This is a genomic window from Sphingomonas ginsenosidimutans (genome assembly GCF_002374835.1).
Lineage (GTDB): Bacteria > Pseudomonadota > Alphaproteobacteria > Sphingomonadales > Sphingomonadaceae > Sphingomonas > Sphingomonas ginsenosidimutans.
The window spans coordinates 952,066-966,022 of the sequence record NZ_NWVD01000001.1; the positions used below are offsets into that span (position 1 = coordinate 952,066).

The 13,957-nt window shown below is 69.0% G+C and carries 13 protein-coding genes and 1 tRNA gene; 4 read left to right on the top strand and 10 right to left on the bottom strand.

Annotated elements, in window-relative coordinates; genetic code table 11:
• Positions 1 to 11: 11 nt before the first annotated feature.
• The 6 genes from COA17_RS04460 to COA17_RS04485 all read right to left on the bottom strand — a co-directional run bounded on the left by COA17_RS04460 (position 12) and on the right by COA17_RS04485 (position 8,215).
• Positions 12 to 905: an acyl-CoA thioesterase gene (locus COA17_RS04460; protein WP_096610368.1), complete on the bottom strand. Its 894-nt coding sequence runs from the start codon at positions 903 to 905 to the stop codon at positions 12 to 14.
• A gap of 90 nt (positions 906 to 995) precedes the next feature.
• A complete protein-coding gene (locus tag COA17_RS04465) occupies positions 996 to 2,123 on the bottom strand; it encodes an acyl-CoA dehydrogenase family protein (protein WP_096610370.1) in 1,128 nt (375 codons plus the stop codon).
• Positions 2,124 to 2,229: 106 nt separating this feature from the next.
• Positions 2,230 to 3,417, bottom strand: coding sequence for an acyl-CoA dehydrogenase family protein (locus COA17_RS04470; RefSeq protein WP_096610372.1), 1,188 nt, complete (start codon positions 3,415 to 3,417; stop codon positions 2,230 to 2,232).
• The gene (locus tag COA17_RS04475) at positions 3,414 to 4,739 is read right to left on the bottom strand and encodes an amidase family protein (protein ID WP_096610374.1); all 1,326 of its coding nucleotides are present in this window, start codon (positions 4,737 to 4,739) and stop codon (positions 3,414 to 3,416) included. The genes COA17_RS04470 and COA17_RS04475 overlap by 4 nt, the downstream gene beginning before the upstream one ends.
• 133 nt (positions 4,740 to 4,872) lie before the next feature.
• Positions 4,873 to 6,897 (bottom strand): 3-hydroxyacyl-CoA dehydrogenase NAD-binding domain-containing protein, encoded by a 2,025-nt coding sequence (locus tag COA17_RS04480; protein ID WP_096610376.1) that lies wholly within the window; start codon positions 6,895 to 6,897, stop codon positions 4,873 to 4,875.
• Positions 6,898 to 6,991: 94 nt separating this feature from the next.
• The gene (locus tag COA17_RS04485) at positions 6,992 to 8,215 is read right to left on the bottom strand and encodes a serine hydrolase domain-containing protein (RefSeq protein WP_096610378.1); all 1,224 of its coding nucleotides are present in this window, start codon (positions 8,213 to 8,215) and stop codon (positions 6,992 to 6,994) included.
• A 159-nt stretch (positions 8,216 to 8,374) separates the two neighbouring features.
• Here COA17_RS04485 and COA17_RS04490 point away from each other — a divergent pair, with 159 nt between their 5' ends.
• From COA17_RS04490 to COA17_RS04505, 4 genes are all read left to right on the top strand, one after another.
• Complete coding sequence (locus COA17_RS04490; RefSeq protein ID WP_096610825.1) at positions 8,375 to 10,072, top strand: class I adenylate-forming enzyme family protein; 1,698 nt, start codon at positions 8,375 to 8,377, stop codon at positions 10,070 to 10,072.
• Positions 10,073 to 10,120: 48 nt separating this feature from the next.
• Positions 10,121 to 10,870 (top strand): Crp/Fnr family transcriptional regulator, encoded by a 750-nt coding sequence (locus COA17_RS04495; protein WP_096610380.1) that lies wholly within the window; start codon positions 10,121 to 10,123, stop codon positions 10,868 to 10,870.
• 82 nt (positions 10,871 to 10,952) lie between these two features.
• Entirely contained in the window at positions 10,953 to 12,179 is a 1,227-nt protein-coding gene (locus tag COA17_RS04500) for an AI-2E family transporter (protein WP_082741113.1), read from the top strand.
• Positions 12,180 to 12,232: 53 nt separating this feature from the next.
• Positions 12,233 to 12,309: transfer RNA gene (locus COA17_RS04505), tRNA-Asp, on the top strand.
• Positions 12,310 to 12,432: 123 nt separating this feature from the next.
• On the opposite strand, the gene COA17_RS04510 is transcribed toward COA17_RS04505, so the two are convergent.
• The 4 genes from COA17_RS04510 to COA17_RS19280 form a co-directional block, all read right to left on the bottom strand.
• A complete protein-coding gene (locus COA17_RS04510) occupies positions 12,433 to 12,651 on the bottom strand; it encodes a DUF2842 domain-containing protein (protein WP_082741115.1) in 219 nt (72 codons plus the stop codon).
• Positions 12,648 to 13,190, bottom strand: coding sequence for a 5-formyltetrahydrofolate cyclo-ligase (locus COA17_RS04515; RefSeq protein WP_066492004.1), 543 nt, complete (start codon positions 13,188 to 13,190; stop codon positions 12,648 to 12,650). The genes COA17_RS04510 and COA17_RS04515 overlap by 4 nt, the downstream gene beginning before the upstream one ends.
• A gap of 216 nt (positions 13,191 to 13,406) precedes the next feature.
• The gene (locus COA17_RS04520; protein ID WP_066489136.1) at positions 13,407 to 13,712 is read right to left on the bottom strand and encodes a cell division protein ZapA; all 306 of its coding nucleotides are present in this window, start codon (positions 13,710 to 13,712) and stop codon (positions 13,407 to 13,409) included.
• Positions 13,712 to 13,888, bottom strand: coding sequence for a hypothetical protein (locus COA17_RS19280; protein WP_176484793.1), 177 nt, complete (start codon positions 13,886 to 13,888; stop codon positions 13,712 to 13,714). The genes COA17_RS04520 and COA17_RS19280 overlap by 1 nt, the downstream gene beginning before the upstream one ends.
• Positions 13,889 to 13,957 lie beyond the last annotated feature (69 nt).

Here is a 13,957-nt window from a genome sequence, read left to right on the forward strand (position 1 = left end):
GCCCGCCGTCATCAGCCGCGCGGCTCGCGCAGGCGGATCAGCCCTTCCTGCGCGACGCTGGCGATCAGCCGGCCGTCGGCGCTGAAGATCTTGCCGCGGTTCATGCCGCGGCCGTGACCGGCCCAGGGGCTGTCGGTCGTGTACAGCAGCCATTCGTCGGCGCGGAACGGTTCGTGGAGCCACACCGCATGGTCGAGGCTGGCGCTCTGGAACCCCGGCGAGGTCCAGTTGACGCCGTGCGGCAACATGCAGGTGCCGAGCAGCGACATGTCGCTGGCATAGGCCAGGATCGCGCGGTGGACCGCCGGATCGTCGCCGATCGGCGCGACGATGCGAAACCAGCTGTGCTGGACCGGATCGGTCGGGACGGGGCTGGCCCAGCGGCGCGGGAACACCGGGCGCAGCTCGATCGGGCGCGGGCGCAGCAGCGCGCGGCGAAATTTCTCATCCACCCCGGCGCTGTCAGCGGCGCGCAACTCGGCCTCCGACCGCAGTTCCTCGGGCGGGGGGACGTCGGGCATCGCATCCTGATGTGCGAAGCCGTCCTCGGGCAGCTGGAACGAGGCGGCCATGTTGAGGATCGGCGCGCCGCGTTGCATCGCGATAACGCGGCGGGTGGCGAAGCTCTTGCCCTCGAAATCGCGCACGACGCGGTAGATGATCGGATGATCCTCCGCGCCCGCCCGCATGAAATAGGCGTGGAGCGAATGCGCGATCTTGCCCGACGGATCGGTCGACCGCTGCGCCGCCTGCAGCGCCTGGGCGATCACCTGCCCGCCGAACACGCGCCCCACGCCGCCGCGCGACCGGCGCCCGCGGTACAGATCGGTGTCGATCTCCTCGACGTCGAGCAGGTCCACCAGGTCGGCGGCGAGATCGGCGGGGGTGGGCGTGGGGTCGGTCATCGTGCGTGCTCCCGCGCAGGCGGGAGCCCAGGGCCACACGCGGTGCGCTTGTGATTCCGGGCCCCTGCGTGCGCAGGAGCGCGAGGCGGGTCAATAGCCCGCGGTTCTCGCCAGCAGATCGGCGTGGAAATTGGCGTCGCCGAACATTTCCGCCAGCACGCGCCCGCGCTTCATGTAGAAGCCGATGTCATATTCGTCGGTCATGCCAATGCCGCCATGCATCTGCACGCCTTCCTGCACCGCCAGCGTGGTGGCCAGGCCGGTCATCGCCTTGGCCACCGACACCGCCTGATCCGCCTTGTCGTCGCCGGCGTCGAGCAGCTGCTGCGCCTTGAGGACCGCGGCGCGCGCGACTTCCATCTCCGCATAGAGATGCGCGGCGCGGTGCTGGAGCGCCTGGAAGCTGCCGATGGCGACGCCGAACTGCTTGCGATCCTTGAGATAGCCGACGGTCATGTCCATCGCGCCGCCGCCGACGCCCAGCATTTCCGCCGCCGCGCCGGTACGCCCCGCGCGCAGCAGGCGCGACAGCGGATCGCGGCCGGCATCGACCTCCCCGATCACCGCATCGGCATCCACCTCGACACCGTCGAAGGCGATGCGCGCGGCGAGGCTGGCGTCGGCCAGCCGCTCCGGCGTGGCGGTGAGGCCGGCGGCGTCGCGCGGCACCGCGAACAGCGTCACCCCCGCATCGTCATCCGGCGACCCGGCGGTGCGCGCCGCGACGATCAGCAGATCGGCGACATGACCATGGGTGACGAACTGCTTGGCGCCCGACAGGCGAAAGCCGTTGCCCGAACGCTCGGCCTTCATCCCGACGCTGTTGCGGTGCTTGGCGCCCTCGTCGATCGCCAGCGCGGCGACCGTCTCGCCCGCCAGGATGCCGGGGAACCAGCGGTTGGCCTGCGCGGTGCCCTTCAGCGCCTCGACCGCGGCGACGGCGGTGGTGAGGAACGGGGAGGGCGACAGGTTGCGGCCGATCTCCTCCAGCACCACGCCCGCCTCGACATGGCCGAGGCCCAGCCCGCCGGCGTCCTCGCCGATCAGGATGCCGGTGAAGCCCATGTCGGCGAACTGTTTCCACAGGTCGCGGGAAAAGCCGGTCGCGTCCTTCGCATCGCGCAGCGCACGCATATGGGCGACGGGGGCATGTTCGCTGACGAAATCCTTCGCGGTGTCGCGCAGCATCGTCTGTTCGTCGTTGAGGAAAAGAGGCATTGTTCGTTTCCGTTCGTCATCCTGGCGCAGGCCGGGATTGCGTGCCGCGAGGGCATGTGTTGGAGCGGGAGACCCCAGCTTTCGCCGGGGTGACGGGTCAGGCGCGTTACGACGGCAATTCCAGGATGCGCTTGGCGATGATGTTGAGCTGCACCTCGCTGGTGCCGCCCTCGATCGAATTCGCCTTGGTGCGCAGCCAGGCGCGCGCCTCGCGCCCGCCGTCCGACGCCGCGCTTTCCCATTCCAGCTCGTCCGAGCCGCCCGCCGACATCAGCAGTTCGTAGCGCGTCTTGTTCAGCTCCGTGCCGTAATATTTCATCATGCTGGGCTGAGCGGGATGGGCGCGGCCGGCCTTCAGCTCGTCGATGAAGCGCTCGCTCTGCGCCGCGAATGCCTTGGCGCGCACGTCGAACAGCGCCAGCTGCGCGCGCAGCAGCGGATCGGCGAGCTGCCCGTCGTCGCCGGTGCCGACCGAGCGCTTCGCCACCTCGATCAGCGGGTTCTTCGCGCCGGTGCCGCCCAGGCCCATGCCGGAGATCATCTCGCGCTCATGCCCCAGCAGGTATTTGGCGACGTCCCAGCCCTTGTTGAGCTCGCCGACCAGATTCTCCTTGGGCACCTTCACATTGTCGAAGAAGGTTTCGCAGAAGGGCGAATAGCCGCTGATGAGCAGGATCGGCTTGGTCGACACGCCCTCGCTGGCCATGTCGAACAGTACGAAGCTGATGCCGTTGTGCTTGCTGGTCCTGTCGGTGCGCACCAGGCAGAAGATCCAGTCCGCCTTGTCGGCGTAGCTGGTCCACACCTTCTGCCCGTTGACCAGGAAGTGATCGCCCTTGTCCTCAGCGCTGGTGGCGAGGCTGGCGAGGTCCGACCCGGCGTTCGGCTCCGAATAGCCCTGGCACCAGCGGATCTCGCCGCGCGCGATTTCGGGGAGGAAGCGCTTCTTCTGCTCCTCCGTCCCGTATTTCAGCAGCGCCGGCCCGAGCATCGAGATGCCGAAGGAATTGAGCGGATTGCGCGCGCGGATGCGGGCCATTTCCTCGCGCAGCACCTTGGTTTCCGCCGCCGACAGGCCGCCGCCGCCATATTCCTTCGGCCAGTCCGGCACGGTCCAGCCGCGCTGGCCCATCGCGTCCATCCATTGTTTCTGCGCCGGGGTCAGCGCGCTCTGGTCGCGTCCGCCCCACACGGCATCCTTTTCGCCGCGCACCGGCTCGCGCATTTCGGGCGGGCAATTCGCTTCAAGCCAGGCGCGCGTGTCAGCGCGGAAGGTGTCGAGATCGGTCGTCATCGGTCACTCCATGAAAGCTCGTGCGCCGTGCGGGCGGCGGCGATGGCGGTACGGTCGGCAAACAGATCGGCGATCACCTGCACCCCGATCGGCAGGCCGTCGCGATCGGTGCCGATCCGCACGCTGGTGGCGGGCAGCATCGGGAAGGTGGCGATGCCGGGGAAGGCGAACTGGTGGAAGAATTGCGTATCCTCGCCATCCACGTCGAGCCGGCGGGTGGCGAGCGGCGTGTCGTCGTGCGCGAAGGCGGTCATGCCGATGGTCGGCGCGATCACCACGTCATATTGTTCGAACAGGCGGCGCCACGCGCGCTGGTTGCGCGCCTGTTCGTCGTGGAGGTGGAGCCAGTCCTCCAGCGCGGGCGGGGTGGCGCCATCGGGCAGCGGCATCCGGCGCGACATGGCGATGTTGAGCATCTGCCAGTAACCGGCGTGCTGGTGCGCCAGATCGGGGAGCAGCGGGCTGGTGCGATCGACGTGCGCGCCGGCGGCGGCCATCCGCTCGCCCAGTTCCTCCAGCGCCGTCACGATCGCGCCCTGCACGCGCGCCAGCGGATGGCCGGTCAGCAGCAGCACGCGCCACGTGCCCGACACATGCTGATGCGCGGGGGCGAGCGGGTGATCGGCGACGACGCCCAGCGCGACCTCCAGATCGGCGGGATCGCGCGCCAGCGGCCCGATCACCGACAAAGCGGTGCGCGCGCTGTCGGTGCCGGGGAAATAATGGCCGTCGGCCGGCAGCACGCCCCAGGTCGGCTTGTGCCCCCAGATGCCGTTGAATGCGGCGGGGACGCGGATCGACCCGCCGATGTCGGAGCCGAACTCCAGCGGGACCATGCCCGAGGCGACCGCCACCGCCGAGCCGCCCGACGACCCGCCGGCGACGCGCGTGGGATCGATCGCGTTGTTGGTACGGCCATAGACCGGGTTGTTCGATTGCAGATCCGACAGCGCGGGCGGCACGTTGGTCTTGCCGAGCAGGATCGCGCCGGCGGCCTTCAGCCGCTTCACCGCGACGGCATCTTCCCGCGCGATGAAGCCGCGATGTTCCGCGAACCCGAAGGTGGTGGGCAGGCCGGCGACGTCAAAGCTTTCCTTGATCGTCATCGGCACGCCGAGCAGCGGCGCGTCGAAGCCGGCGGCGATGCGCCGGTCCAGCTCCGCCGCGGCGGCACGCGCGCGATCGCCGTCGCGCACCACCACCGCGTTGAGCGCGCCGTCACGCTCCGCGATCCGGGCCAGCGCGGCTTCGGTCTCGGCCAGCGCGGTGGTTTCGCCCGCGCGGATCGCGGCGGCGGTGGCGAGGGCGGTGGGTTCGGTCATTGCATCCTCCCCGGTACGGGGAGGGGGACCATGCGCAGCATGGTGGAGGGGGATCGCCGCGAACGGGGCGCCCGCGGACGGCCCCCTCCACCACGCCCTGCGGGCGCAGTCCCCCTCCCCGTGCCGCGGAGGATCACAACGAACCGCCGGTGTCGGCGGCGGTCTTCAGGCTCTGCGCGACCTTGAAGCCGTGCTTTTCCAGCCCGGCGACGACCTTCGGCAGGCCTTCGGTCTGTGCCCAGAACATCGGGCCGCCGCGATAGACCGGCCAGCCGTAGCCGTAGATCCACACCACATCGATATCCGACGCACGCTGCGCCTTGCCTTCCTCCAGGATCAGCGCGCCTTCGTTGACCATCGGATAGAGCGTGCGCTCGACGATCTCCTGGTCGGTGATCTCGCGCTTCTGCAGGTTCGAGCGGCTGCGGAAATCCTCGATGATCTCGGCGACGCGCGGCGACGGGGTGGGGTTACGCTTCTCGTCGTAATCGTAGAAGCCGGCGCCCTTCTTCTGCCCCCAGCGCCCCTCGGCGGCGAGCGCGTCGCGGATGCTTTCGATCCGCGACGGATCGCGGTGCCAGCCGATGTCGACACCCGCCAGGTCGGCCATCTGGAACGGCCCCATCGGCATCCCGAAATCGGTGTGCACCTTGTCGATCTGCTGCGGGGTGGCGCCCTCCATCAGCAGCTTGTTCGCCTCCAGCTGGCGCGGGGCGAGCATGCGGTTGCCGATGAAACCGTGGCACACGCCCGCGACCACCGCGACCTTGCGGATCTTCTTGGCCAGATCCATCACGGTGGCGAGCACGTCCTTGGCGGTCTTTTCCCCGCGGACGACCTCCAGCAGCTTCATGACGTTGGCGGGGGAGAAGAAGTGCATCCCGACGACGTCCTCGGGCCGCTTCGTCACCGCGGCGATCTCGTCGATGTCGAGATAGCTGGTGTTGCTGGCCAGGATCGCGCCGGGCTTGGCGATCGCGTCCAGCTTCGTGAAGATGTCCTTCTTTACGTCCATATTCTCATACACCGCCTCGATGATGAGGTCGCAGTCGGCCAGATCGTCGAGGCTGAGCGTCGGCGTGAGCAGCGCCATCGCCTTTTCGGGGGCGTCGGGCTTGATCCGGCCCTTGGCGGCGGACGCCTCGTAATTCTTGCGCATCACGCCGGTGCCGCGGTCGAGCGCCTCCTGCTGCATCTCGACGATCGTCACCGCAATGCCCGCCGACAGGAAGTTCATGCTGATCCCGCCGCCCATCGTGCCGGCGCCGATCACGCCGACGCGGTTGATGGGGCGCAACGGGGTCTTGGGATCGACGTCGTCGATCTTGGCGGCCTGCCGCTCGGCGAAGAAGATGTGGCGCTGCGCGGCGGATTGCGTGCCGGTCATCAGCTTCATGAACTGTTCGCGCTCGAACGTCATGCCCTCGTCGAACGGCTTTTCGCTGGCGGCGACGACGCAGGCGATGCACGCTTCCGGCGCGTCGAAGCCGCGCATCTTGCGCGCATTGGCCTTGCGGAACGCCTCGACCGCGTCGGGATCGGGAGTGGCGGTCTTGTCGCGGACGCGCGGGATCGGGCGCGTGGCGGCGATCTCCTTTGCGAAGGCGATGGCATCGGCCTCCAGCGATCCTTCCCCGACGACCTTGTCGACCAGCCCGACGTCGGCGGCCTTCTGCGCCGGGATCGGATCGCCGATCGCGATCATCTCCAGCGCGGCCTTCACCCCGACGACGCGCGGCAGCCGCTGCGTACCGCCGGCGCCGGGCAGCAGGCCCAGCTTCACTTCCGGCAGGCCGAGCTTCGCCGAGGGGACGGCGACGCGATAATGGCACGCCAGCGCGACCTCGCACCCGCCGCCCAATGCGGTGCCGTGGATCGCGGCGACGATCGGCTTGGGGCTGGCGTCCATCATCTCGATCACGTCGTGGAGCGACGCGCCCTTCGGCGGTTTGCCGAATTCGGTGATGTCGGCGCCGGCGAAGAAGGTGCGGCCGTCGCAGCGCAGCACCATCGCGGTGATGCTGGCATCGGCGACGCCCTCCTTCACCCCGGCCTCCAGCCCGTCGCGCACCGCCGCGCCGAGCGCGTTGACCGGGGGCGAATCGGAAATGATGACCAGGATGTCGCCATGGCGTTCGGTGCGGACGGGGGAAGTCATTGCTTTTCAGTCTCCTAAAACGTCGCCCCAGCGAAGGCTGGGGTCTTGAGCCGCCAGGAACCCCCGCGTTCGCTGGGGTGACGGTGCGGGGCGATCAGGTCAGCGCGGCATAGATCATCGTCTTCAGCTCGCGCCGGATCGGGTAGAGCATGGACGGCGACAATTGCGTCATGAAGACCATGTGCAGCCGCTCCACCGGATCGATGAAGAAGGCGGTCGAGAACATCCCGCCCCAGTAATATTCGCCGACCGACCCGGGCATCATCGAGCGCGCGGTATCGATCGTCACCGCAAAGCCGAGGCCGAAGCCGGTGCCGGCGTTCTGCGTCTCGCTGAACAGCGAACGCGACAGCTGGGACAGGTCGGCGCCGCCGGGCAGGTGGTTCTGCGTCATCAGATCGAGGGTCTTGCGCCCCAGGATGCGCGCGCCGTCCAGCTCGCCGCCGTTCCGGCACATGCAGCAGAAGCGATGATAGTCGAGCGCGGTCGACACCAGCCCGCCGCCGCCGGACATGAACCTGAACGGCGTGGACCACATGCTCTCCGCGCCGCGATCGAACATCTGGCGGCCCTTGCCCGGAACGACGGTGTAGCAGTCGGTCAGGCGATCGACCTTGTCGCCGGGCACGGTGAAGAAAGTGTCGTGCATCTTCAGCGGCGCGAAGATCCGTTCCGCGAAGAATTGCGGCAGCTTCATGCCGGACACGCGCTCCACCACCAGCCCGAGCACGTCGGTGGCGACCGAATAATTCCACCCGGTGCCGGGGGAGAATTCGAGCGGCAGCTTGCCGAGCGCGGCGACGAAGCCGTCGAGGTCGTAATTGCCGTGCCAGTTCTCCAGCTTCAGCTCGCGATGCGCGGCGTCGACGTTGCTGCGGTTCTGGAAACCATAGGTGAAGCCGGCGGTGTGGCGCAGCAGGTCGACCATCCGCATCGGCTGCGCGCACGGTTTCGTCACGAACGGCACGCCCGCGCCGCCGCCGTCATAGACGCCGACGCCCTTCAGCTCGGGCAGGACGTGGTGGACCGGGGTGTCGAGCGCGACCTTCGCTTCCTCCACCAGCATCATGAATGCCACCGAGGTGATCGGCTTGGTCATCGAGGCGATGCGGAACAGCGACGATTCGTCGATGGCCGCGGCGGCGCCGTCGCGCGCCGCGCCCTGCGCGCTGAAATGGACGATCTGGTCGTCGCGCGCGATCAGCAGCTGGGCGTGCGGCAGGTGGCCGGGATCGAGATAGCGATCCTTGACGAAGGCATCGATCGCGGTGAGCCGGCGCGGGTCGAAGCCATGCTTGCCGGGGTTCGCGATCTTCATGGCCTCTCCATACCAGCGGTTCGAAATGCTGATCGACTCCTACCGCTTGAGCGGGACGGAAATCAACTCTAGTCTCGACCGGAAACGAACCCGATCTTCAAGTCGGATCGGGCGACGAACGGAGGGATACGCGTGACGAGCAACCAGGCCTGGCCCGCGATGGGCATGGACGAGGTCCGCGCCGCGCTGACGGCGCCGGGCGCGCGGTTCGAGATGGAAACGGTCGACATCCGCGGCATCCCGACGCGCATCTGGAAGAACGCGCCGCCGCACATGGCCGCGCTGGTGCGGCTGTCGCGCACGCATGGCGCGGCGCTGGCGACGATCCACGACGACGAGCGCGTGACGTTCGAGGCGCAGTTCCGCGCGATCGCCACGCTGGCGGCGCATTACCGCGCGTTGGGGGTGGAAAAGGGCGACCGCGTCGCGGTGGCGGCGCGCAACCTGCCCGAATGGGTGGTCGCGTTCTTCGCGGCGACGACGATCGGCGCGATCGCGGTGCCGCTGAACGCCTGGTGGACCGCCGAGGAGCTTTGCTACGGACTGGCCGATTCGGGTGCGGTGCTGCTGGTCGCGGATGACGAGCGGTGGCAGCGCGTGGCGCCGCACCGCGGCGACCTGCCGGCGCTACGCCACGTCATCGTCGCGCGTGCCGCCACGCCGCTGGAGGGCGCGGCGCGGATCGAGGACGTGATCGGCACCCCGCACGACTGGGCCGCGCTGCCCGACCGCGACCTGCCCGAGGCCGACCTGTCGCCCGAGGATGAGGCGACGATCCTGTACACCAGCGGCACCACCGGCAAGCCCAAGGGGGCGCTGGCCACGCATCGCAACTTCATGACCAATATCCTGTCGAGCGGCTATGCCGCGGCGCGCAGCATCCTGCGCAGCGGCCAGCCGCTGCCCGATCCGGTGCGCAAGGTATCGCTGACGGTCATCCCGCTGTTCCACGCGACCGCGCTGTCGGCGGGCCTGATGGGCGCGATGGCGGCCGGGCACACGAACATTTTCATGCGCAAGTTCGAGGCGGTGCGCGCGATGGAGATCATCGAGCGCGAGAAGGTGAACGTGACCGGCGGGGTGCCGACGATCGCGTGGCAGATCCTGGAGCATCCCGAACGCCACCGCTACGACCTGTCGAGCCTGGAGAGCGTCGGCTATGGCGGGGCGCCGTCCGCGCCCGAACTGGTGCGCAAGATCGCCGCCGAGCTGAAGGCCGCGCCGGGCAACGGCTGGGGCATGACCGAGACGACCGCGACCGTCACGACACACAGCGGCGAGGATTATCTGAACCGGCCCGACAGCTGCGGGCCGCCGGTGGCGGTCGCGGACCTGCAGATCCGTGCCGAGGACGGCGTGACCGTGCTACCGACCGGGCAGATCGGCGAATTGTGGGCGCGCGGGCCGATGATCGTGAAGGAGTATTGGAACAAGCCGGAGGCGAGCGCGGCGACGTTCGTCGACGGATGGGTGCGCACCGGCGATCTGGCGCGGCTGGACGAGGAGGGCTTCTGCTTCATCCTGGACCGCGCCAAGGACATGGTGATCCGCGGCGGCGAGAACATCTACTCGACCGAGGTGGAGAACGTGCTGTACGATCACCCGGCGGTCACCGACTGTGCGCTGATCGGCCTGCCGCACCGTATCCTGGGCGAGGAGCCGGCGGCGGTGGTGCATCTGGCGCCGGGCGCGCAGGCCAGCGAGGCGGAATTGCAGGACTGGGTGCGCGCGCGACTGGCGGCGTTCAAGGTGCCGGTGGCGATCCGCTTCACCGCCGACATGCTGCCGCGCAACGCCAACGGCAAGATCCTGAAACGCGATCTGAAATCCCTGTTCGAGGATCGCATCGCCGCCTGAATCGTTTCGCTGCGGTTACGGCATCTGGCCGTAGCCGGGGAGAGCGGGATGCGGGTGACGAAGGATTTCCTGCGCGGGCGTGGCCGCCACGCCATGTCGGCGCAGGAAAAGGACATATTGGAAGCCGCCGTGGAGCGCGTCGAGACGCTGCCTGCGCGCACGATCATGACGCATCGCGGCGAGCCGGTGCGGTACAGCACGCTGTTGCTGGACGGCGTGATGTGCCGGTACATGGATGCGCGCGACGGGTTCCGCCAGCTGGTGGCGTTGCAGCTGCCCGGCGACTTCATCGACCTGCACGGCTATCCGCTGAAGCGGCTGGACCATGATGTCGGCACGCTGACCGAGGCACGGGTGGCGATGGTGCCGCATGCGCGGATCGACGCGATCCTGGCGGAGCATCCGCATCTGACGCGGCTGTTATGGCGATCGACGCTGCTGGACGCGGCGTTGCACCGCGAATGGATCTTTCGCCTGGGACGCCTGGATGCGGTCGGGCGGGTCGCGCACGTCGTGATGGAAAGCTATCACCGGCTGCGCGTGGTCGGCAGGGCGACCGACGGCACCTTCGCCTTCCCGCTGACGCAGCAGGATCTGGGCGAGGCGTGCGGGCTGACCGGCGTGCACGTCAACCGCACGCTGCGGCGGCTGCGCGAGGACGGGTTGATGGATATGGCGCGCGGACAGGTGCGCATCCTGAACCTGCCGCGGATGGCGCGGGTGAGCGAGTTCGAGCCGGACTATCTCTACCTCGACGACGCGGGCGAAGGGCAGGGCGCCGCGCCGCCGGGCGGCTGACGATCCGCCGAGCGACCGTCTTCGCCTGCCTGATCCCGTCGCGACGCTTGTTGCGGCTCCTCCAATGTCGTTAGGTCGCGTCATGTCCGATCCCTCGCCTCCCGCCCCGTCCGTCGCACCCGTCCCGCCGACCGATACGCTGGGCTATCCCGTCGCGCCCGACAGCGACCCGGTAATCGCGCTGCGCCGCGACCGGTTGCTCGCCGCGCTGACGCTGACCGCCGGGCTGGGGCTGATGGTCGGGCTGCCCTTCGCGTTGAAGGAGGGGGCCGAGTTCTTCATGCCGACCGCGGTCGCGCTGGTCGTGTCGCTGGCGCTGATCCCGCTGCTGGAATGGCTGGAGCGGCGGCGGCTGCCGTCGGCGGTGGCGGCGCTGCTGTGCGTGGTGCTGTTCCTGATCGTCGCCAATATCGCGCTGGCCGCGATCGTCGTGCCGGCGACCGAGTTCTTCCGGTTGCTGCCGACGCGGATCAACCGCATCCAGAACAACCTGGCGCCGCTGCTGGACCTGTATTCCAGCCTGGAACGCTACGCCAACCGCACGCTGCGGCAGATCGCCAGCACGCCCGTGCGCCCTTCGCCGACCGCCGCGGTGGCGCCGCCCAGTTCGATCGTCGAGCTGGCCGCGACATCCGCACCGGCGGTGATCGTGCAGGTGTTCTACGCGATCCTGGTCAGCTTCTTCTTCCTGTCGGGCTGGACCCGCCTGCGCGAGCGGATGATCACCGAGCGCGCCAGTTTCGGCGGCGCGATGGCGACCGCGCGGGTGCTCCAGGAAATGGTCGACGATGTATCGAGCTATCTGGGCACCATCACCGCGATCAACGTCGCGCTGGGCGCGATCATCGCCGGGGCGCTGCACCTGCTGGGCATGCCGTTCCCGCTGATGTGGGGCGGGATCGTCGCGCTGCTGAACTACATCCCCTATTTCGGGCCGGTCGTCGCCGCGCTGTTGCTGGCGGTGGGCGGGCTGATGACCTTTTCCGACGTATGGACCGCGCTCGCGGCGCCGGCGATCATGTACGGCGCGCACCTGATCGAGGCGAATGTGGTGACGCCGCTGATCGTCGGGCACCGGCTGACCATCAATCCGGTGATGATCCTCATCTCGATCAGCTTCTGGGGATGGGTGTGGGGCACGGTGGGGGCGTTGCTGGCGGTGCCGATCCTCATCATCGTGCAGACGATCCTGTCCGCCGCGGGGCGCCCCGACATCGCCGGTTTCCTGTTCGAACACGGCACGCTGACGCGCCAGAAATCGGGCGAGGGGCGAAGCGGCTGGCGGCTTCGTGAAAAAGACGACGAATAAGCGTTGACAGCCCCCGGCGCGCCGCCTAGTTGGCGCGCCTCACGCTTCTCCAAGCGGGTGTAGCTCAGTTGGTTAGAGCGCCGGCCTGTCACGCCGGAGGTCGCGGGTTCGAGCCCCGTCACTCGCGCCATCCCTGCGGTTGACCGCAGCGGATAGCGTGGAAAATCCCTTCATTACCGAGTGTTATGCCTGCTGCCTGCAGCAAGTCGTCCCGGATCGCGGGCTTATATCCGGATGACGACGCGCGCGCCGGTTACCGCCAGCGCCCGGTTTCCATCCAGCGCAGCAGCGGCTTGAGCGGGGCGATCCAGACGATGCCGGTGACGAGGTAGAAGACCGCCTGTACCGGCCACCACCAACCGCCGACCACGCCCGACAGCGACGCGACCGCGACGCACCACACCAAGATCAGCGCCAGGATCGCGAGCATCCCCACCGGCTTGCGCCACGATGGTGCCGGACGGGGCGTCATGCCGCGATCCATTCGCGTTCGGTGGCGATGGCGTGGAGCGGCACGTCCCACGAATCGGCTGGAATCGCCGCGACCTCCTGCACGCTCCACGCGACGCCGATCCGGCGCGCACCGGGCCAGGCGGCGAAGGCGCGGTCGTAATGGCCCGCGCCCTGGCCCAGGCGGTTGAGCGCGCGGTCGAACGCCACCAGCGGGGTCAGCACGATATCGGGGGAGAGCGGCTCGGCATCGGCGGCCGGCTGGCTCAGGCCGAATGGGCCGCTGCCCAGCGCCGCGTCCGGATCCCAGCGCAGGAAGCGCAGCGGCGTCGCGCGGTCGACGACGTGCGGCAATGCCAGCCGGCAGCCCAGCGCGGTGGCGGCACGCTCCAGCGGGGCGGGATCCGCCTCGCTGCCGATCGGGACGTAGCTGGCGACCACCAGGCCGGGGGCCAGCAGCGCCTCGAACGCCGGATCGACGCCGATCGGCAGGTGCGGCGCGGCGGCGAAGGCATCGCGCGCGGCGCGGATCGCGGTGCGCAAGGGTCGCTTGTCGGTCATCGCGGCTCCTGTGCGGAAAACGGTGCGCGGAGGAAGGGGGGGGCGGGGTGGCGGGACCGCCATGGCCGTTGGCCAAAGTATCCACTGACGCCCAGTACGTCAGGTGGGGATCATGTGCGTCGGGCCAGGGCCCAGGCAGGGACAACCCCCATGGATGATGAATAGCCTCAGGGATAATTTCAGGCTCGTACCGGGCAGAACCCGCCGCCTGACGATCTAGGCGCTCGGCGCGGCATTCTCAAGGGCGTCGGCAAGCGATTCGAGCCGGCGGGTCAGCCGGTCGAGCGCGGCCGCCTCGGGCGTTTCGGGCGGCGGCTTCTGCCGTTCGTCGATCAGCTGGTCCGCGACCATCAGCGCGGCGAGCAGGAAGGCGCGGTTCGCGCCCCCCGCACCCGCGGCGCGGCGCGCGTCGGCCCAATGTTCCTCGATGATCGCCGCGGCCTGGTGCAGCCGGTCCTCGCCGCCGTCGCGGCAGCCGACGTCGTGAGTCGTGTCGCCGATCCTGAGCGTGACGATCGCCATCAGTCGTTTCCTTCGCCGGCGATGATCTCGTCCAGCGCGGCCACCGCCTCGCCCATCCGTTGCCGCAGCGCCGCGTGGCGGCGTTCCATCACGGCGGCGGCGGTGCGGCGGTCCTCCACCACCCGTTCGATACGGTCGATGGCGGCTTCGAGCCGGGTGATCGCGGGATTGTCCATGGCGCTTGCGATAGGATCGCGTGCCAGCCCCGACAAGCCCGATCGCGCCCCGTTACCGGACGGGATGAC